Consider the following 19,789-nt stretch of genomic DNA (forward strand, 5'->3'; position numbering starts at 1 on the left):
GGGTGAAGGGTTGTGCGCGCAGTGATCGGAAGGGTGGGCGTGGGCTGCACGGGCGGGTTGCATGCTGGGTATGTCAACCGAACACATCGCTGAGCAGATCAAGTTCGCCTACTGGGTGCCCAACGTCAGTGGCGGGCTCGTCACGTCCGACATCGAACAGCGGACCAGCTGGGATTACGAGTACAACAAGAAGCTCGCCCAGACCGCCGAGAACAACGGTTTCGAGTACGCGCTCAGCCAGGTCCGGTACGAGGCCAGCTACGGGGCCGAGTTCCAGCACGAGTCGACCAGCTTCAGCCTCGCACTGCTGCTGGCCACCGAACGGTTGAAGGTCATCGCTGCCGTCCACCCGGGTCTGTGGCAGCCCGCGGTCCTGGCGAAGCTGGGGGCCACCGCCGACCACCTGTCGAACGGCCGGTTCGCCGTCAACGTCGTGAGCGGCTGGTTCAAGGACGAGTTCACCCACCTCGGGGAGCCGTGGCTCGAGCACGACGAGCGGTATCGGCGCAGCGCCGAGTTCCTGCAGGTGCTCCGCAAGATCTGGACCGAGGACGACGTCGACTTCCGTGGCGACTTCTACCGCATCCACGACTTCACCCTCAAGCCGAAGCCGCTGAACACGCCCGACCGTCCGAACCCCGAACTGTTCCAGGGTGGCAACTCCGCCGCCGCACGGCAGAACGCGGGCCGGTACTCCGACTGGTACTTCAGCAACGGCAAGGACTACCACGGCGTCACCGAGCAGATCGTCGACGTGCGACAGGTGGCCCGCGAGCACAACCGGGAAGTGAAGTTCGGGCTCAACGGATTCATCATCGCCCGCGACACCGAGAAGGAAGCACGTGACACCCTCCGCGAAATCATCGAGAAGGCGAACAAGCCCGCGGTCGAGGGATTCAGGTCCGCCGTCCAGCAGGCCGGCGCGTCCACCGCCGACAAATCGGGGATGTGGGCCGACTCCACGTTCGAGGATCTCGTCCAGTACAACGACGGATTCCGCTCCCAGCTGATCGGGACGCCGGAGCAGATCGCCGAGCGCATCGTCGAATACCGCCGCCGCGGAGTCGACCTCATCCTGGGCGGCTTCCTGCACTTCCAGGAGGAGATCGAGTACTTCGGCGCCAACGTCCTGCCGCTGGTCCGCGAACTCGAGGCTTCCGAGAGGCTCGCGCCCATGAGCGGTTAGCGAGTCCAGGGACTCGTCAACCACGCACGGGCGGCGGAGCCGCCTACAGGTGCCGGGCCAGCGCGCGACCCGCGGCCCGGCCGGAGAAGATGCAGCCGCCGAGGAAGGTGCCCTCGAGCGCGCTGTAACCGTGGACGCCGCCACCACCGAATCCGGCGACCTCACCGGCGGCGTAGAGACCCTCGAACGGTGTGCCGTCGGGCCTGATCACCTGCGAGTCGAGGTTGGTCTCGAGCCCGCCGAGGGTCTTGCGGGTGAGCAGGTGCAACCGGACCGCGATCAGCGGACCGTTCTTGGGATCGAGCAATTCGTGAGGGCTCACGACGCGGGTGATCTTGTCGGCCAGCAGATTCCGTGCGTTGCGGATCGCCATGATCTGGAAATCCTTGGTGTAGCTGTTCTTCACCTCCCGGTCGCGGGCCACGATTTCGCGTTCGAGGTCCTCGTATTTCAGCGGTGCCTCCGGGGTGAGGGCGTTCATGCCGTCGACGAGGTCACGGAGATTGTCGCGGACGACGAAGTCCGCACCGTGCTGTTTGAACGCCTCGACAGGACCGGGTGCGCCCTTCTTCAGGCGTTCGGCGAGCAGTTTGAAGTCGCGGCCGGTGATGTCGGGGTTCTGCTCGGAGCCCGACAGCGCGAACTCCTTCTCGATGATCTTCTGGTCGAGGACGAACCACGTGTGGTGGTGGCCGCTGTTCATGATGTGGTCGAGGGTTCCCATGGTGTCGAAACCGGGGAAGTTGGGGCTGGGCAGGCGTTTGCCGTTGCCGTCGAACCACATCGACGACGGTCCGGGGATGATGCGGATGCCGTGGTTCGGCCAGATCGGGTCCCAGTTCTGGATGCCCTCGGTGTAGTGCCACATCCGGTCGCGGTTCACGATGTTGCCGCCGGCGTTCTCGGTGATCTCGAGCATGCGGCCATCGACGTGCGCGGGGACGCCGGCGAGCATGTTCTCGGGAGCCTTGCCGAGGCGCGCGGGCCAGTTCTTCTTGACCAGTTCGGGATTTCCGCCGATGCCGCCGGACGTGACGACGACCGCCTGCGCGGCGAATTCGAATTCCCCGACCGCGGTCCGCGAACTCTTCACACCGCGTGCTTCGGTGGACGGTTCCAGGATTGTGCCGCGCACGCCGGTGGCGGCGCCGTCGGTGACGACGATCTCGTCGACCTGGTGACGATGCTTGAACGTGACGAGGCCCCGCTTCGACGCGGCCATCACGCGCGTGAGGAAGACTTCGACGACCCCCGGTCCGGTGCCCCAGGTGATGTGGAAGCGCGGGACGGAATTGCCCTGTCCGAGTGCGGATCCGCGTCCGCGTTCGGCCCACCCGACGTTCGGCATCAACCGCAGCCCGAGGTCGTGGAGGTAGTGCCGCTTCTCGCCTGCCGCGAACTCGACGTACGCCTGGGCCCACAGCCGCGGCCACTGATCTTCGCGGGCGCGATCGAATGCCGCAGTGCCCATCCAGTCCTGGATCGCCAGTTCGTACGAGTCCTTGATGCCGAGGCGCCGCTGTTCGGGGCTGTCGACGAGGAACAGGCCGCCGAGCGACCAGAAGGCCTGCCCGCCGAGATTCGCCGAACTCTCCTGGTCGACGACGAGCACCTTCCGGCCGGCCTTGACCATCTCGTAGGTGGCGACGAGTCCGGCCAATCCGGCGCCGACGACGATCACATCAGCCTGTTCGGTCACGAGGACCCCTCTTTCCGGTGTGTGTGGGTGTGGGTGGTGTCGGGTTCGGTGTACGCGGCCACGACGTGGGTGAACAGTTCGAGACGCAGTTCCCGGGCGGACGCGTCGTCGTCTTCGATGAGGCACTGGACGCTCGTGCCGTCGTGCAGGGCGACGAGCGCGCGGCCGAGCACCCGGGGATCGCCGACGACGCGGCGCCCGAGCCGGTGCAGCGCCTTCTCGAGGATCGGCACGATGGTCTCCAGAATCGTGTCCTCACGTGCTGCGAGGGCCTTCTTCAGCGACGGGTTGCGTAGGGCGTGGGCGGTGAATTCCGCGTTTATCCGGTACCACTGGTCGTCGACGGGGACGACTCCGAGCACCAGTTCGGTACCGGCGCGCAGTTTTTCGGCAGGCGTGAGCCCCGAGAGGTCGATGCTGGACGAGTCGGCGGCCAGCCGGATCTGTGCGAGCATCGCGCTGGAGCGCTGTTCCCACATGGCGAAGAACATCTCGTCCAGCGATGCGAAGTTGGAGTAGAAGGCGCCGCGGGTGTAGCCACCGCGTTCGCAGATCTGCTCGACCGTCGACCGTCCGAAGCCGTTCTCCGCGAACACCTCGACCGCGGCGTCGAGCAGACGCCGACGAGTCTGGCCTCGCCGTTTCGTGACCCGGCGGGGTGAGCCGGTGGCAGGCTCGGAGGAGCGCGCCGGTGACGTCGGCATGGGCACTCCTCCGATCGGGTCGACAGCAGCCGTCGATACACTAGCGTATCGGATACACCAGTGTATTGAACTCGGCTGTCAGAGCCCGTTCGGAGAGTTCTGCGGTCTCAGAGGTAGAGGTCCTGCTTTCGGATGAGGGCCGTGGCCACGACGCTGACGACCGAGGTGGCGACGAGGTATCCGCAGGCCAGCCAGGGAGTTCCGCCGCCGGCCGCGATCAGGGCCGTGAGAATCATCGGCGTGACGCCGGAGGCGTAGATCCCGGAGAACTGGTACACCACGGACAGGCCGGTGTAGCGGATCTCGGTGGGGTACAGGTTTGCGTACAACGTCCCCTGCGCCCCGTAGAAGAGGGCATGGACGACGCCGAACACGAGCACCATCGCCACACCGAACAGGATGAGATTCTCCGTGCCGAACAACCCGAATGCGGGGAAGACCGCGAGCCCGTAGGCCCCGATCCCGACGAGGTAGATCCTCTTGGCACCGTATCGGTCGACCAGCAGCCCGGAGAACGGCAGGAGCACGGCCATGACCGTCGCGGCGATCGTGACGACCAGGAGCACGGGAATCTTCGCGAACTCCAGATTCTTGGTGGCGTACGTGATCGCGAAGACGCCCCAGGTGTTGAACGCGGCGCCCTCACCCCAGCGAGAGAGCAGGCCGAGGACGGTGCCCCGGCGCACCCGGCCGCGGAACACGTCCTTCAGCGGAGCGGAGGAGCGCTTCGAGAGGTCGTGCACCTCCTGGAACGCCGGAGTCTCCTCGACCTTCAGCCGCACCATGAATCCGACGAACACGAGTATCAGGCTCAGCAGGAAGGCGATGCGCCACCCATAGGAGAGGAACTGGGCGTCGTCGAAGATCACCTGCAACGCGGCGAAGACGCCGGTGCCCAGGGCCAGGCCCAGTGCCAGACCGATCTGGGGGATGCTGCCGAAGATGCCGCGCTTCTTCGCGGGACTGTGTTCGACGGCGAGCAGCACGGCGCCCGCCCATTCACCGCCCAGTGCGAACCCCTGCAGTATGCGCAGGAGGAGCAGCAGGATCGGCGCGACCACCCCGACCTGCGCAGCCGTGGGCAGCACACCCATCAGAGCGGTGGCGATGCCCATGATGAACATGGTGAGCGCGAGCGTCTTCTTGCGTCCGATGCGGTCGCCGATGTGGCCGAAGACGACTCCGCCGATCGGCCGGACCACGAAACCGACCGCGAACGTGGCGAACGCCAGCATGGTGCCGACGAACGAACTCTGATCGGGGAAGAACAGCTGGTTGAACACCAGGCTGGCGGCCGTCGCGTAGAGGAAGAAGTCGTACCACTCGACTGTCGTCCCCAGGAGGCTGGCGGCGACGACGGTGCGGAGCCGCTTGCGCCGCTCGAGGTCGGATTCGGTCGAGGATGTGTACGGGGCGTCGGACAGCGTAGTCATAGCGCGGCGACCGTAACCCTGCTCGCTGCGGTCGGGCACGATTCCGAATCACGGTGATCGAAACCCTCGCGCTACGGCTTCGTCGTTGATGAACTGTCCAGCGCTGCCCATCTGTCGTCGACAAGAGGATCGCGCGTGTCTCTGCATTTCCACTGGTTCCTTCCCACCTACGGTGATTCCCGCAATCTGATGGCGGGTGGTCACGGGAGTTCCATGGCAGGAGACCGTCCCGCCACGCTGCGGTACCTCAATCAGATCGGCGCGGCGGCGGAGTCGAACGGCTTCGAATCGGTCCTGACGCCCACCGGCGCGTGGTGCGAAGACGCCTGGCTCACCACGGCCATGATGCTGGAGACCACCGAGACGTTGAAGTTCCTGGTCGCACTGCGGCCGGGCCTGCTCAGCCCCACGCTGGCCGCACAGATGGCGGCGACGTTCCAGTGGCAGTCGCAGGGGCGGCTGTTGCTCAACGTCGTCACCGGCGGCGAGGACCACGAGCAGCGCACCTACGGCGACTACCTCGACAAGAACCAGCGCTACGCCCGCTGCGGCGAGTTCCTCGACGTCATCCGTCAGCTGTGGGCGGGAACCGGACCGGTCGACTACGCCGGCGAATACATCCGGGTCGAGAACGCCCAGTTGCAGCGCATCCCCGACCCGGTGCCGCCGATCTTCTTCGGCGGGTCGTCGCCGGCCGCGGGCACCGTGGCCTCCCAGTTCGCCGACACCTACCTCACCTGGGGTGAACCGCCGAGCGCCGTCGCCGGGAAGATCGCCTGGATCCGCGACCTCGCCGACGTCCAGGGCCGCACGCTCGATCACGGCATCCGGCTGCACGTGATCAGCCGCGACACGTCCGAGGAGGCGTGGGCCGAGGCCGACCGCCTGCTCTCCGCCCTCGACCCGGCGACGGTCGAACAGGCACAGCAGAGCCTCGCCCGGTCGGGTTCCGAAGGTCAGCGTCGTATGCGGGAACTGCACGGCGGGGGAAGTGCCTACTCGAAGGACGCCGGAGCACGCGCCCTCGAGGTGGCCCCCAACCTGTGGTCCGGTGTCGGGCTGGTCCGCGGCGGCGCAGGCACCGCGCTGGTCGGCTCCCACGAGGAGGTCGCCGATCGCATCGCCGAGTACGCGGCGATCGGGCTCGATCACTTCGTCCTCTCCGGCTACCCGCACCTCGAAGAGGCCTTCAACTTCGGCGAAGGGGTCCGGCCGATTCTCGAGCGCCGGGGGCTCGTGCAGTCGCGCAGTCACCGCCCCGGCGACCTGTCCGGGTCGACGGCGTTCCTGTCCTCGAGTCGGTAGCCACTGCCAGACTGGGGGCATGGCAGCAACTGCGCGAGTGCCGGGGGAACTGCTCCCGCACCTGCGCCGTGCCCGCGACCTCGCCGACCGTGACTACGCGCAACCGCTCGACCTCGGAGAACTCGCGGCGACGGCGGGGGTGTCGAAATACCACTTCCTCCGTTGCTTCGCGGCGGTCTACGGCAGGACTCCGGGCGTCTATCTCGCGGAGCGTCGCGTCGAGCGCGCCCAGGACCTGCTGCGGGCGACGAACCTGACGGTCACCGAGATCTGCCACCTCGTCGGGTACACCAGCGTCGGGTCGTTCAGTGCCAAGTTCCGTCAGCTGGTCGGCACGTCACCGTCGGGGTACCAGGCGAAGTTCGCCGAGCACGGGGCGCCGCGTATCCCCGGCTGCTACGTGTTCATGCACGGGCTGAGCGACAGAAATACCGCAATTTCCGAGAAGCGCGGTCCGTCGCGCCGGACATAGGTTGGTCGCATGATCACCAACGTTTCTCTCGTCACTCTGTGGGTCACCGACCAGGACGACGCCAAGAAGTTCTACATCGACACGCTGGGTTTCGCCGAGGGCACCGACGTCACGATGGGCGACGGGTTCCGGTGGGTGACGATCCTGCACCCCGACCACCCGGAACTCGAGGTCACGCTCATGAAGCCCGGGCCGCCGCTCGACGCCGACATGGCGGAGGCGATCCGCCGGTCGCTGGCCGCGGGAACGATGGGCGGATTCGGGCTGACCACCACCGACTGCCATCAGACGTACGAGGATCTGGTCGCCAAGGGTGTCGAATTCACCCAGCCACCGGCCGAACGTCCTTACGGCATCGAGGCGGTGATGCGGGACAACTCCGGCAACTGGCTGGTGCTGGTGGAAAAGCGTGAGTACACCGGAGAAGACTTCCCGCACTGAGCGATAGGGGTCAGCGCGCCCGGTGACGTCGCACGGCGTCCCGGTTCGCGCACTTCGGTGAGCAGTACCGCTGACGGCCGTTGCGGGACGTGTCGGCGTAGATGGCGGTGCACTCGTCGAGTGCGCAGCGGCCGAGTCGGTGCATGCCGCGGCCGACGAGGTGTAGTGCGGTGCCGACCGAGAAGAGCGCCTCGAGCACGCCCGCCAGCGACTGCTGGTCGTCGCGGTAGTGGAGGTGCCAGCCGTCGCCGGCGTGGTTGGTCAGTCGCGGGTAGGCGGACGCCTTCGTGAGCATGAGGTTCACCTGTTCGGCCCGGGCTTCGTCGCTGGTGGTGTCCGCGATCGACGACCACCGGTCGAGCATCGCGAGCACGTCGGCGAGGTCGTCGTCGGTGACGGGGAAGTCGACGACGATGCCGGCGTCGACGCACCGGTCGACGAGTTCGCCGGTCGAGTCGGGTGGGTGATTCGCGAGGTCGGCGGCGAGTGTGACCGCGTATTCGCCGTAAGGGTTGAGATGCACAATGCCATTACATCACGCTGGGTGCATGAGCGAACATCACGAACACGACTGGCAGGAAGTCTCTCGGCACCGGACGAGTACGGGAGTCGTCACGTACCTCGGCTGTTCCTGTGGGCGGTGGCAGTTGTCGCTGGTCGAGGCGTCGGTAGGGGAATCTAGCCATATCTACGTCTGATCGCAGATCTGAATAGATTTGTCTACGAACCGCCGTCTTGCGGGTCGAGGGTCTGGCGTTTTCGGTCCGAGGAGCACATAATCACCACGTGAGCCAAGTTACTGTTACTCCGAGTTCACCCATTCTCGCCCAATCAGGCGGAGAGGGTGGCGGTGCGGCGTTCGATCAGATCATCGGAATCTCGGTGGCGACGGCGATCATCACCGTGGGTCTGCTGTGGATCGCGTACCTGCACCGCACACGCAAAATCACGTGGCTGCAGACGACCGCCGACACGGCGGCGCGCGCGCTCGACCGGCCGCCGTGGGTGGCACTGCCCCTGGTGACGTTCGTCGGGACCATCCTGACGGCGTTCTTCGGTTTCATCTGGGACGTCAGCCTGCACATCGGGCGAGGCCGCGACGACGGGCCGCTCGCGAACCCTGCACACTACTTCATCCTCGTCGGACTCTTCCTGCTGTTCATCACGGGAATGCTGGCGATGATCCTGCCGCGCGACGAGAAACCCGGTCCGGCGGCGATCAAGATCACCCGCACCTGGTACGTCCCGGTCGGCGGGGTCCTGGTGGCCGGGGCGGGGCTGTACGCCCTCATCGGGTTCCCGCTCGACGACGTCTGGCATCGCATCTTCGGTCAGGACGTCACGCTGTGGGGGCCGACGCACCTGATGCTGATCGGCGGTGCGGGACTGTCGCTGATCGGCGTCCTGCTCCTGGACTACGAGGGCCGGATGGCCACCCCCGGTGACACGAAGCAGGACAGCAGGCTGATCTGGTTCCTGCGGTGCGGCACGTTCGGTGGCCTGCTCATCGGCCTGTCCGTCTTCCAGATCGAATACGATTTCGGCGTCGAACAGTTTCGCCTCGTCCTGCAACCGATGATGATCGCAGGCGCGGCCGCGTTCACCCTGGTGGCGGCGCGCATCGTTCTCGGACCCTTCGCGGCGATCGTGGCCGTGGCGGTGGCCGGCGTCGTGCGTGCGATCACGGCACTGATGGTGGGACCGGTTCTCGGCGCCCCCACGAACGTGTTCGAACTGTGCCTCGGCGCCGCGGTGCTGATCGAACTGCTCGCCCTGACACCGCTGATCAAGAATCGGGTGGCCTTCGGTGCCGTCGGCGGACTCCTCGTCGCGACGGTCGGGCTGTGGCTCGAGTCGCTGTGGATCGACGCCGTGTACATCTACCCCTGGCCCACCAGTATGTGGCCGGAGGCGCTGGCCATGGCCGTGCCCGTGGGCATCGCGGCCGGGGCGTGCGGCGCCCTGCTCGGGCGGGTGCTCCGATCCGAGGGGCTTCCGCGTCCCGCGATCAGCCGCACCATCGTCGTCGCCACGGTCGTGGTGATCGCCGGTGCCACCGCCAACGGACTCGTCGCGACCGTCCCGGAGAACGCCACGGCGACAATCGCTCTCACGGAGGCCGCGCCGGACGGCGGCCGGATGGTCGACGCGGAGGTGCGCATCGACCCACCCGATCTCGCCGGCGACGATCCCGCCTGGGTGTCCATTCTGTCGTGGCAGGGTGGCCCCGGGCTGGGCAACGGATTCACGGTCGACCGACTCGAACGCACCGGGCCCGGCACCTACCGAACTCACGAACCGGTGCCGGTCCACGGAACGTGGAAGACGTTGCTGCGCGTGCAGGACGGGCGCACGATGACGGCCGTCCCGATCTACCTGCCCAGCGACCCGGGCATCGGCGCCGAGGAACTCCCCGCCGTCGCGTCCTCGACCCGCGACTTCGTCCCGGAAATCACGATCCTGCAGCGGGAGCGGAACTTCGATCACCCGTCATGGCTGTTCGGTGCCGCGTCGCTGGTCGTGCTCGTGTGCACTCTCGCGCTGATCACCGCGCTGGCCTGGGGAGCGGGCCGGATCAGCAAGTACACGCAGGGTCAGGCGGCCACCGGCACCCGTGAGGACGTGACGGTGACATGAATCCGGTGAACGACCCGGACATCGTCTTCCTCGCCGATCATTCGGTGCTGCTGGCGATTCCCGCGTTCGTCCCTGCGTTCCTGGTGGCCGGCCTGGTCATCTACCTGGCGGTCCGGGACCGCAAGGCGGAAGCCGCCGAGAATGCCGAGAGTGCGAGACACGGCCCGAGTGAGAAAGACAAGGAGAATTAGGTGATCAGGCGGTTGGCCGGAGTTGTCGTGGTACCTGCTGTCGTCGTCAACCTGGTCTCGGGCTGTGGAGGCGACAACGACACTCCGGCAACGGAGGACGGTGTCGTGATCGACGTCGTGATCGACAGCGGCTCGGTCACACCGAGCAACGAGCGCATCGAGGCCACGGTGGGGGAGACCGTCACCGTGCGGATCGAGAGCGACGCCGCCGACGAACTGCACGTGCACGCCGTGCCGGAACATTCGTTCGAGATTCACCCCGGAACGCAGGAAACCCAGTTCTCCGTGGACGTTCCGGGCCAGGTGGCGGTGGAGTTGCACGACACGGGTAAGACGGTGGCCACCCTGCTCGTGCGTCCATGACCGTTGTTCTCGCGCACGGCCTCGGTGGATCCACCGACCTTCCGATTCCGTTCACGTATGCGCTGATCGGGGCGAGTTGGGCGCTCACCGTGTCTTTCGTGGTCCTGGCGTTCGCGTGGCGCACCCCGAAACTGGATCCGGACAGTCCCGGGCGGAGGTTGCCGGGCTGGGTGACGCGGTTCGCCGACGCGCCGATCACGCGGAACGTGCTGGCGGCGTTCGGCCTGGTGCTCGCGGTGTGGGTGGCCCTCGCGGCGTTCTTCGGACCCGCGGCATCGTCGGAGAATGCACTGCCGGGCGTGTTCTACGTGCTGCTCTGGGTGGGACTGGTCGCGGCGTCGCTGGCGTTCGGCCCGGTGTGGCGGGTGCTCTCCCCGGTCCGCACGGTACACCGATCGGTGTGCGCGGCGATCGGGCGCTCGCCGGCAGAAGGCAATGCGCGGTACCGCAACTCGTGGGGCTACTGGCCCGCGGTCGCGGGACTGTTCGCCTTCGTCTGGCTCGAGCTCGCCTCTGGCGACCCGGGTTCCGTTGCCGCCGTGCGCACCTGGCTGCTGGTCTACGTCGTGGTCACGACGGCCGGGGCCTTCGCGTGCGGCGAACGCTGGTGTGAGCGGGGCGATCCGTTCGAGGTGTACAGCACGCTGGCGTCGCGGTTGTCTCCGCTGAGCCGGAATCGGCACGACGGCCGGATCGTGCTGCGCAATCCGCTGGACCACCTGGGATCGATGCCCGTCCGTGCCGGCTCGGTCGCGCTGATGGCAACGCTGCTGGGATCCACGGCCTTCGACAGTTTCTCGGCGTTCCCGTGGTGGTCACGGCTGGTGGACGGAATCGGTTCGCCGATTGGCGCCACTCTCGTGCGCACGGCGGGGCTGCTGGTGTTCATCGGCTTCGTCGGGGTGTCGTTCTGGGTGGCCTCGCGGGCCGCGGGCGGACTACGGCCGGAGCAGCGCTCCGCTCTCCCCGGGCTGCTGTCGCATTCGCTGATCCCGATCATCATCGGCTACGTCTTCGCCCACTATCTGACGTATCTGGTGGAGAAGGGGCAGGCGACGGTGATCCTGCTGGCCGACCCGATGGGGCGGGGATGGAACCCGCTGGGGCTCGGCGACGCCGACGTCTGGTACGTGCTGTCCGAGCATCCGGCCGCGACGGCATCGATCAAGGTGCTGTGCGTCCTCGCCGGACACGTCCTCGGAGTGATTGCGGCACACGACAAATCCGTGCGGGTCCTGCCGCGGGGTCATCAGCTGACCGGGCAGCTGGCACTGCTGTTCACGATGGTCACGTACACCTTCGGTGGGCTGTACCTGCTGTTCGGCGGCTGACGACCCCGGCGTGCGTCAGCGTGCGAGGACGACTGCCGCCTCCGCGGTGAGCGAGGCGAACGTGAACGTCTCTTCGAGGTAGAGCGTGACATCGGTGGCGGTGTGGCTGTCGTAGCCGATCGACAGGTCCGTGCCGAGGGTCAGCTGGTTGTCGCCGCCGCGGGTGGACAGCACGTACCCGCCGCTGATGGCGGGTGCCCAGATGATGTCGCCGGTGACCAGGTCGCGCAGGTGGTGGAACACGGGATGTCCCTCGTCGCGGGTCTCGCTGACCGCGGTGTACGCGTCGGCGTCGAGCACCACCGAATACGGTCCCTCGACACCGGCGAGTCGCAGCGCCGACAACGCGGACGCGACGGCGTCGGGAATGAGCAGCGGATCCTCCGGCAGGCTGAGAACCGGGTTGTCGCTGGACGGTCCGAGTCCGCGGATCCCCGCCTCGTCGAATCCCTGGAAGATCGACTGGTCTTCGGCGAACGCGACGGCCTTCGCGGCGTCCTTGACGGGCTGCCAGTCGGAATCGAGGGAACCCCGGGCGACGTCGTCGACCTCGGCGCGGCTGAGGGTGAACGGGAACCGGAGTTCGACGAGCGGGTCCACCTGCCGTTGCTGCGCCCGGATCCTGCTGTCCGACGTCTTGATCGGAGTGACGCGGCCAAGGTTGTGAGCCGAGTAGGAGTATCCGAACGGTCCCGCGACGTCGACGACACGCCGCCCCGCGACGTGCCGCTTGAACGTGCGGGCGGCCTCTTCGCCGATCTGCTGCCAGGCAACCTCGGTGACGGGCGCCAGGTTGCGGTGCAGATTGCTCGAATCACTCATTGCGATACTCCTTTGAGACCACCGATTTTCAGGGACAGGTCGTACGGTCCGGCCGCGGCGGGCTCGACCGGGTCGTCGGGTGCCGACTCTGCGGTGGCCGGCTCGTCGCCGAGCGATTCGAGCACGTCCCGGCTCGGGACGAAGAACAACGTGCCGGTGGCCGCCGTGGAGAAGTCGAGGATGCGGTCATAGTTGCCGGGCGGCTCGCCGAGAAACATGCGCCGCAACATCAGTTCGGTGACGGCAGGATTCTTGGCGTACCCGATGAAGTAGGTGCCGTACTCGGCCTCGCCGAGGCTGCCGAATGCCATGTTGTCGCGCAGGATGTCGTGTTCGACGCCGTCGTCGTCGACGATGGTGTTGAGGGTGACGTGCGAATTGCTGGGCTGGACGTCGTCGTCGAGTTCGACGTTCTCGAGCTTGGTGCGCCCGATGATCCGTTCCTGTTCCTCGGTGCTCAGCGTGCTCCACCCACTCATGTCGTGCAGGTACTTCTGCACGATCACGTAACTACCGCCCCGGAAGTCGGGATCCTCGTCGCCGATCAGTGCGGCGTCCGCGGCGTCGTCGTCGGTGGGATTCTCGGTGCCGTCGACGAATCCGAGGAGGTCGCGGGAGTCGAAGTAGCGGAAGCCGTGCACCTCGTCGACCACGGTGGCGGCGGAGCCCAGCGCGGAGACGATCTGGCGGCCCAGTTCGAAGCACAGGTCTTTGCGGGCGGCCTTGATGTGGAACAGGATGTCACCCGGCGTGGAGGGCGCGCTGTGGACCGGTCCGGACAGCGGGACGAACGGATGCAGGTGCGCCGGTGTCGACGACGGGCTCACGCGGTCCCAGAACTGCGCACCGATACCGACCACGCACGACAGTGAGCCGGCGAGTTCGCGGAATCCCACCGCCTTGAGCGGTCCGTCGATCCCGGAGATCACGTCGCACACCGTCGCGCGGTCGTCGTCGGAGTCCCCGGCGACGAGCACCAGGAACAGCGAGGCAGGGCTGGGCGGAGTGAGGACTGCTTGGGGTGCCAATCTCGCGACTGGGCCTGGCATCTGTGTCTCCGTTCACCTCGACGTACGACGCTGCACTGTCCGGAACCTAGGTCCATCTAACCGTTTCGCACCGCCAGGTTCCATTCCATCGGTCCGCCGCGCCGCCGCGGGGCTCCGGAATCTGTCGGTGGGGGCTCCTATCGTCGAGGTCATGCCATTGTCTGTGTCCGAGCGCGAACAGTTCCTGTCCGAGCCGCACATCGCGGCGCTGTCTGTCTCCGCGGGTGAGAGCCGCGGACCTCTGACGGTCCCGATCTGGTATCAGTACGCCCCGGGCGGTGATCTGTGGGTACTGACCGGCGCCGGTTCGGAGAAGGCGCGCCTCATCGAGGCGGCCGGGCGATTCACGATGATGGTCGAACGCGTCGCCCCCACCGTCCGATACGTCTCCGTCGAGGGTGCGGTGACGCGCACCGTCACGGGAACCGACGCCCAGCTGCGGGAGATCACCGAGCGCTACCTCGCGCCGGAAAAGGTCGACGGCTACCTCGATTTCGCCCGGGCCGAACTCGGCGAGCAGGTCGCGATCTACCTCAGACCCGAGCACTGGCGATCGGCAGACATGGGTACCGCCTGACCGCGGGGCCGGTCACGGCCCGGTGTCAACATGAAAGCGGTATCTGACCGGTACTAGTCGGGAAACGTCGAGTATTTTGCTGTGAACTGTGGAAACGGGAATCTGTCCGCGTAGCCGAGAAAGCGTTTACAAATTCGGTGACGTGGGTCATAGTAGTCGGGTTCCGGCAGATTCCCTTCACAGTCAGGAGTTCTCGATGGGCATGACCGAACTCGGCACCGAGCGGTCGACCGCGGTGCCACACGGGTCGGCAGGGCAGCAGCGCCGCCGGGTGATCAAGGCGAGCGCGGCGGGAACCGTGATCGAGTGGTACGACTTCACGCTCTACGGCCTCGCCGCTGCCCTCGTCTTCGGGCCGCTCTACTTCCCCGGGGCGGGATCCCTCGCCGGCACGATGGCCGCCTTCGGGACGTTCGCCGTCGGGCTCGGCGCCCGCCCGATCGGTGGGCTGGTGTTCGCGCACTTCGGCGACCGGCTCGGTCGCAAGCCGATGCTCCTCATGACCCTGCTCGTCATGGGCGCCTCGACGACGCTGATCGTTGCGCTGCCCACCGCGGACTCGATCGGAATCTGGGCGCCGATCCTCCTCATCGTGCTTCGCCTGTTCCAGGGCGCCGGCGCGGGCGCCGAGTTCGCCGGGGCGATCACGATGGTCACCGAATCCACGGACAGCTCCCGCCGCGCTCTCTCCAGCGCCTATCCGGGAGCCGCGATCTACGTCGGGACCGGCGGCGCCACCATGATCTTCGCGCTGCTCACGCTGATGCCCGACGACCAGTTCCTGTCCTGGGGCTGGCGTATTCCGTTCCTGGCCAGCGCCGTCATCGTTCTCGTCGCCGGCTATCTGCGGTTGAAGGTGAACGAGACCGCCGTGTTCGAGGAGGCCGCGCAGCACGGCGAGGTCGACCGCGCGCCGCTGGTCGAGGCGGTCCGCAACCACTGGCGGCAGATCCTGTGCGGACTTGCCCTGTTCAGTTTCGTGATTCCGTGGGCCTACGTCATGCAGGTCTTCGCGCTCTCGTTCGTGACCAAGACCCTCGGCGTCGATTCCACCCAGGCCCTGATCGGATTGATCGTCGCCGAGTTCTGCGCCATCCCCGTCATCATCGGATTCGGCCGACTGGCCGACAAAGTCGGCCGCAAGCCGGTCCTGTTGTCCGGCGCGATCTTCGGCATCATCTTCCCGTTCCCGATGTTCATGATGCTCGACACGCGGTCGCCGTGGATGGTCGGACTGGCACTGATCCTCGGCATCTGCCTCGTCCAGGGCACGACGTCCGGTCCGGGCGGTGCGCTGCTCTCCGAACTGTTTCCCACCAAGATCCGCTGGAGCGGCATCGCGATCTCCCGGGAGATCCCGGCCGCCGTGGTCGGCGGCACGATCCCGCTGGTCGCCACCGCCCTCGTCGCCGTCGCGGGCGGGACGCCCTGGCTCGTCGCGAGCTACCTCATGGGCTTGAGCGTGGTCGGGCTGATCGGCATCGCCCTGCTTCCCGAGACCCTCGGCCGGAGCGTGGGTTCGCGCACGTCCGTCGAGGTCGCACCGTGACCCGTCGCGTCGTGGTGGTCGGCGCCGGGCTCGCGAGCGCCGCACACCTCACGGCGCTCCGGGCTGTCGGCGCCGACGTGGTCGGTGTGGTGACGCGCGACGAGACGAGGGCGGCGGCCGCACGCCGGCTGGCACCGGAGGCACGGATACTCCCGAACGTCGACGCGGCAGCGGACCTGGACGCCGACACGGCGGTGGTGGTCACGCCGCCGTCGAGTCACCTGGCCGTCGCGTCGGCACTGGCCGAGCGCGGCCTGGACCTGGTGATCGACAAACCGCTGGCCGCGTCGTTGCACGATGCGCAGGCGATCGTCGACGTCGCCGAGCGGTCCGGCGTGCGGGCGGCGGTCACGCTCCAGCACCGCTACAAGGAGGCGGCGCGTCGCGCCCGGCAGCTTCTGTCGGACGGAGCGATCGGCGCCCTCCGCTCGGCGACCGTCACCGTCCCGCTATGGCGCCCCGACTCCTACTACGCCGAGGCCGGACGCGGGACCTGGGACCGCGACGGCGGCGGAGTGCTGATCACCCAGGCCATCCACACCCTCGACCTGTACCTGTCGCTGGCCGGTCGGGCGCGCAGTGTCGTGGCCGCTGCTTCCACCAGCAGAGGCCGGCTCGAGGCCGAGGACACGATTCACCTCCTGATCGACCACGGCACGCATGCGGCGTCGGTGACGGCGAGCACGGCCGCGTGGCCGGGCGGTGCCGAGACGATTCACCTCTACGGCGACGCGGGACAGCTGCGGCTGGTGGGGGATTCGCTCGTCCAGATCGGCGACGGGGTCCGCCGGGTCGTCGACGGTTCCGTCGACGCGTCCGGCCCGGACCCATTGTCGATGATGGCGTGGTTCCGGTCGCTGTACGACGACGTCTTCACCAGTTGGGCGGCAGGTGCGGCACCGCTGTCCGACGCCCGGTCCGGGCTGCCCGTGCAAGCGGTGATCGACGCCGCCTACCGGTCCGCCGCGGCCGGCACGATGCCGGTCACTGTCTCCGAGGAGATGCGTGACACTGTCTCCGAGGAAAGGGAAAGTGCATGTCAGTCTTGAGTATTCGGGTCGACGGTCCGAACGAGTATCGCCTCGATCACGGTGACGTCGCGGCGCCCGGCGAGGGGGAGGTGCTCGTCGCACTCGACTCGGCCGGGATCTGCGGCGGTGACCTGTCGCATCTGCGCGGCCGGAACGCCGTCGCCGCATATCCGACGGTGCTCGGCCACGAATGCGCGGGACGTGTGTCGCGGGTGGGTCCGGGCACGAGTCTCACGGTCGGTCAGCCGGTGATGGTCTACCCGACCACGGGCTGCGGCCGATGCCGCGCGTGCCGCGACGGCCGGATCAACAACTGCCCGAGCATCCGCGTGTTCGGCCTGTCCGACCCACGCGGGTGTTTCAGCGAGGAGTTCGTCGTTCCCGAGACGCAATGCGTGCCCGTGAGCGACTCGGTGCTGGACCGTTTCGGGGCGCTCGTCGAACCGCTCGCCGTCGGAGTTCACGTGGTCCGGCGCGGCGGCGCGTCGGAGGGGGACACCGCGCTGGTCATCGGGACCGGTGCGATCGGTCTTGCGACCACGCTGGTGGCCAGGAGCCGGGGCGTCCGGGTGTTCGGTGTCGATCGCTACACCGAACGTGAGCAGCCCGCCCTGGCGTGTGGGATGAGCGACTTCACGACGGACTCGGGGGCCGCGCTCGAGGGCTGGCTCCGGGACCGGACGGACGCGGTCGACCTGGTCTACGACACGGTGTGCACCGACGAGTCCTCTCGGCTGGCGCTGCGGGTCCTCGCTCCGGGCGGCCGGTACGTCGCGATCGCGTCCGCGAAACCCGGGCACGAACTGACCCTCGACTACAGCACGCTCTACGCCCGCGAACTGTCCGTCGTGGCCTGCCGGAACTACGTCCGTCAGGATTTCGTCGAGGCGGCCGAACTACTCGAATCGGGGAAGGTGGACGCGTCACCGCTGCACACCGCGACGTTCCCGCTGGACGAGTTCGGCCGCGCGGTCGAGGAACTCGAATCGAACGGCAGCAAGCACGTCAAGGTGCTGCTGACGTCGCGGAAACTGCTCGGAACGCGCGCCTTGTTGCGCAAGGAGTGAGCGTCCGCGTGATCCGGGGCCGTCTTCGCGATACGCTGTAAGCGTTTCCACCCACCGAGGTGTAGACGGTAGCAATGGCGACGAGAGATGTAGAGGCAGCTATGGCTGATCAGACCCGAGTGCCCGCGAGCCGTCGCGTCACGATCAACACCGTAGCGAAGGCAGCCGGGGTCTCGATCGCCACCGTCTCCCGTGTCATGAGCGGCAGCTCGTCGGTGACCCCGGACCTCGCGGCCCGGGTCCACAAGGTCGCCGACGAGCTGTCCTACCGGCCCAGCACCGCCGCCCGCGGACTCGTCCTCGGGTCGCTGAGGAACATGGGCGTGATCCTGCCGGACCTGGCGAACGCGTACTTCTTCGACGTCGTCAAGCAGATGCACCACGGCGCCACCGCCGACGGATACCGCATGCTCGTCGCCGACTACTCCGGTGACGCGGCCGACGAACTCGCCACCGCACTCGACCTGCTCGGCCAGGTCGACGGCCTCGTGCTGCTCTCGTCGAGGATTCCGACGAGTGGCCTGAAGGAACTCGCCAAGCAGTCGACTCCCGTCCTGCTCGTCAACCGGGTCGAGCTGGAAGTCGATCTCCCCATGGTGGCCGTCGACAACTTCACCCCCATGATGCAGCTGTGCGGGCATCTCGCGAAGCTCGGCCATCGCCGGATCGTCTACGTGAAGGGCTCGGATCTGGCCTGGCAGAACCGCGAGCGGTGGCGGGCCATCGAAATGGCGAAGGTGCTCGGGATCGAGGCGACGGCGGTGCCGTCGGACGGCACCATCGAGGGTGGCTACGACGTGGTGGAAGAAGCACTCACGCACGAGCCGACCGCTCTCGTCTGCTTCAACGACCTGACCGCGCTGGGCGTCATCTCGAAACTGCGTGAGCGCGGACTCCGCGTCCCCGAGGATATTTCGGTCACCGGCTTCGACGACATCGACATGGCGCGCCACCTGGCACCGCGCCTGACCACGGTGGTCAGCCCGAAAATCGACCTGGGCGACCAGGCGTGGTCGCTGATGCGCGCGGCCCTGAACAACGAGACCACCACGTCTCCGCCGCTGATCCCCGCCGACGTCGTCATTCGCGAGTCGACGGGGCCCGCCTCGAGTTGAGCCGGGATTTCAGACGGCGGCAAGGCCGTTCGCCGCGGCGTGGACCGCGTCTTTCGGGTCTGCGGCCCACCAGCGGTCGCTGAGGATCTCGACCTCCACGAGCCCCGCGTAGCCGCCGGCGTTCCTGCAGTCGGCGACGAATCCGGTCATGTCGATGCACCCTTCGCCGGGCATGCCGCGGCTGCTGAGTTCGCCGTGGATCGGGGTGACCCAATCGGCCAACTGCACCGAGAACAGGCGTTCGCCTGCCCGGGCGATCTGCTGCGGCAGCGCTGCGTCCCACCACACGTGATACGAATCGAGGGCGATCCCGACGATGTCGGATCCAATCGCCTCGACCAGGTCGTTGGCCTCGCTCAGTGAGGTGATCACCGAACGACTCGACGCCATCATCGGGTGCATCGGCTCGACCGCGAGCCGCACCCCCGACTGGCGGGCGTACGGCTCGAGTTCGGCGATGCCGTCCCGGACCTGCCGCCGAGCGTCGGCGAGGTCACCGGGAGCGGCGCCGCAGACCAGCACGAGGCAGTCGGCGCCGAGGGCGTGCGCCTGATCGACCGCCACTCGGTTGTCGGCCGTGGCTTCTCGCCGCAGCCGGGCGGTCGGTTGCGGGAACATTCCGCCCCGGCAGACGCTGGTGACGCGCAGACCCGACTGCCGGAGCCGGGCCGACGCGTCCACCAGATCCACGCCGTCGAGGACGTCCCGCCACAGGCCGACGCCGCCGAATCCCCACTGCGCGGCGAGGTCGGCGACCTCGGTGAGGCCGGCACCCTTGACGGTGACGGAGTTGAGACTGCAGTGCGCCAGGTCCATG

The 19,789-nt window shown here is 67.5% G+C and carries 20 protein-coding genes; 13 read left to right on the forward strand and 7 right to left on the reverse strand.

Annotated features, from left to right (window positions below):
• Positions 1–70: 70 nt before the first annotated feature.
• Entirely contained in the window at positions 71–1,186 is a 1,116-nt protein-coding gene (gene sfnG / locus GO592_RS02300) for a dimethylsulfone monooxygenase SfnG (protein WP_007297661.1), read from the forward strand.
• A gap of 43 nt (positions 1,187–1,229) precedes the next feature.
• Here the strand turns inward: sfnG and GO592_RS02305 are convergent, their stop codons facing one another.
• The 3 genes from GO592_RS02305 to GO592_RS02315 form a co-directional block, all read right to left on the reverse strand.
• On the reverse strand, positions 1,230–2,885 hold the full coding sequence (locus GO592_RS02305) for an FAD-binding dehydrogenase (RefSeq protein ID WP_007297662.1): 1,656 nt from the start codon (positions 2,883–2,885) through the stop codon (positions 1,230–1,232).
• Entirely contained in the window at positions 2,882–3,589 is a 708-nt protein-coding gene (locus tag GO592_RS02310; RefSeq protein ID WP_007297663.1) for a TetR/AcrR family transcriptional regulator, read from the reverse strand. The genes GO592_RS02305 and GO592_RS02310 overlap by 4 nt, the downstream gene beginning before the upstream one ends.
• A 107-nt stretch (positions 3,590–3,696) precedes the next feature.
• Positions 3,697–5,022, reverse strand: a complete 1,326-nt coding sequence (locus GO592_RS02315; RefSeq protein ID WP_007297664.1) for an MFS transporter — start codon at positions 5,020–5,022, stop codon at positions 3,697–3,699.
• Between the two features lie 135 nt (positions 5,023–5,157).
• Between GO592_RS02315 and GO592_RS02320 the strand changes: the two genes are divergently transcribed.
• The 3 genes from GO592_RS02320 to GO592_RS02330 are packed head-to-tail and all read left to right on the forward strand — an operon-like array spanning position 5,158 to position 7,240.
• Entirely contained in the window at positions 5,158–6,327 is a 1,170-nt protein-coding gene (locus GO592_RS02320) for an LLM class flavin-dependent oxidoreductase (protein WP_007297665.1), read from the forward strand.
• Positions 6,328–6,346: 19 nt separating this feature from the next.
• Positions 6,347–6,799: a helix-turn-helix domain-containing protein gene (locus GO592_RS02325; RefSeq protein WP_039951326.1), complete on the forward strand. Its 453-nt coding sequence runs from the start codon at positions 6,347–6,349 to the stop codon at positions 6,797–6,799.
• Positions 6,800–6,808: 9 nt separating this feature from the next.
• Positions 6,809–7,240 (forward strand): VOC family protein, encoded by a 432-nt coding sequence (locus GO592_RS02330; protein ID WP_007297667.1) that lies wholly within the window; start codon positions 6,809–6,811, stop codon positions 7,238–7,240.
• A gap of 10 nt (positions 7,241–7,250) precedes the next feature.
• Here GO592_RS02330 and GO592_RS02335 read toward each other — a convergent pair whose 3' ends face one another.
• Positions 7,251–7,763, reverse strand: coding sequence for a CGNR zinc finger domain-containing protein (locus GO592_RS02335; RefSeq protein WP_007297668.1), 513 nt, complete (start codon positions 7,761–7,763; stop codon positions 7,251–7,253).
• A 263-nt stretch (positions 7,764–8,026) separates the two neighbouring features.
• On the opposite strand from GO592_RS02335, the gene GO592_RS02340 reads away from it, so the two are divergent.
• The 4 genes from GO592_RS02340 to GO592_RS02355 are packed head-to-tail and all read left to right on the forward strand — an operon-like array spanning position 8,027 to position 11,762.
• Entirely contained in the window at positions 8,027–9,877 is a 1,851-nt protein-coding gene (locus GO592_RS02340; RefSeq protein ID WP_007297669.1) for a hypothetical protein, read from the forward strand.
• Positions 9,874–10,068 (forward strand): hypothetical protein, encoded by a 195-nt coding sequence (locus tag GO592_RS02345; RefSeq protein WP_007297670.1) that lies wholly within the window; start codon positions 9,874–9,876, stop codon positions 10,066–10,068. The genes GO592_RS02340 and GO592_RS02345 overlap by 4 nt, the downstream gene beginning before the upstream one ends.
• Positions 10,069–10,431 (forward strand): hypothetical protein, encoded by a 363-nt coding sequence (locus GO592_RS02350; RefSeq protein ID WP_007297671.1) that lies wholly within the window; start codon positions 10,069–10,071, stop codon positions 10,429–10,431.
• Positions 10,428–11,762, forward strand: coding sequence for a hypothetical protein (locus GO592_RS02355; protein WP_007297672.1), 1,335 nt, complete (start codon positions 10,428–10,430; stop codon positions 11,760–11,762). Before GO592_RS02350 ends, GO592_RS02355 begins: the two co-directional genes overlap by 4 nt.
• Positions 11,763–11,777: 15 nt before the next feature.
• Here the strand turns inward: GO592_RS02355 and GO592_RS02360 are convergent, their stop codons facing one another.
• Both GO592_RS02360 and GO592_RS02365 read right to left on the reverse strand, forming a co-directional pair.
• Positions 11,778–12,584, reverse strand: coding sequence for a family 1 encapsulin nanocompartment shell protein (locus tag GO592_RS02360; RefSeq protein ID WP_005251300.1), 807 nt, complete (start codon positions 12,582–12,584; stop codon positions 11,778–11,780).
• Positions 12,581–13,633, reverse strand: a complete 1,053-nt coding sequence (locus GO592_RS02365; protein WP_039951329.1) for a Dyp-type peroxidase — start codon at positions 13,631–13,633, stop codon at positions 12,581–12,583. The genes GO592_RS02360 and GO592_RS02365 overlap by 4 nt, the downstream gene beginning before the upstream one ends.
• Before the next feature lie 151 nt (positions 13,634–13,784).
• Here GO592_RS02365 and GO592_RS02370 point away from each other — a divergent pair, with 151 nt between their 5' ends.
• From GO592_RS02370 to GO592_RS02390, 5 genes are all read left to right on the forward strand, one after another.
• Entirely contained in the window at positions 13,785–14,210 is a 426-nt protein-coding gene (locus GO592_RS02370; protein WP_039951331.1) for a pyridoxamine 5'-phosphate oxidase family protein, read from the forward strand.
• Positions 14,211–14,406: 196 nt separating this feature from the next.
• Positions 14,407–15,759, forward strand: coding sequence for an MFS transporter (locus GO592_RS02375; protein WP_007297675.1), 1,353 nt, complete (start codon positions 14,407–14,409; stop codon positions 15,757–15,759).
• Entirely contained in the window at positions 15,756–16,808 is a 1,053-nt protein-coding gene (locus GO592_RS02380) for a Gfo/Idh/MocA family protein (RefSeq protein WP_005569696.1), read from the forward strand. Before GO592_RS02375 ends, GO592_RS02380 begins: the two co-directional genes overlap by 4 nt.
• On the forward strand, positions 16,805–17,857 hold the full coding sequence (locus GO592_RS02385) for an alcohol dehydrogenase catalytic domain-containing protein (protein ID WP_007297676.1): 1,053 nt from the start codon (positions 16,805–16,807) through the stop codon (positions 17,855–17,857). Before GO592_RS02380 ends, GO592_RS02385 begins: the two co-directional genes overlap by 4 nt.
• A gap of 101 nt (positions 17,858–17,958) precedes the next feature.
• Complete coding sequence (locus GO592_RS02390; protein ID WP_005251307.1) at positions 17,959–18,972, forward strand: LacI family DNA-binding transcriptional regulator; 1,014 nt, start codon at positions 17,959–17,961, stop codon at positions 18,970–18,972.
• Positions 18,973–18,981: 9 nt separating this feature from the next.
• Here GO592_RS02390 and GO592_RS02395 read toward each other — a convergent pair whose 3' ends face one another.
• The gene (locus GO592_RS02395) at positions 18,982–19,788 is read right to left on the reverse strand and encodes a sugar phosphate isomerase/epimerase family protein (RefSeq protein WP_007297677.1); all 807 of its coding nucleotides are present in this window, start codon (positions 19,786–19,788) and stop codon (positions 18,982–18,984) included.
• Position 19,789 lies beyond the last annotated feature (1 nt).

Origin of the sequence: Rhodococcus sp. 21391, from assembly GCF_016772255.1 — a bacterium.
GTDB classification, from domain to species: Bacteria; Actinomycetota; Actinomycetes; order Mycobacteriales; family Mycobacteriaceae; genus Rhodococcus_F; species Rhodococcus_F opacus.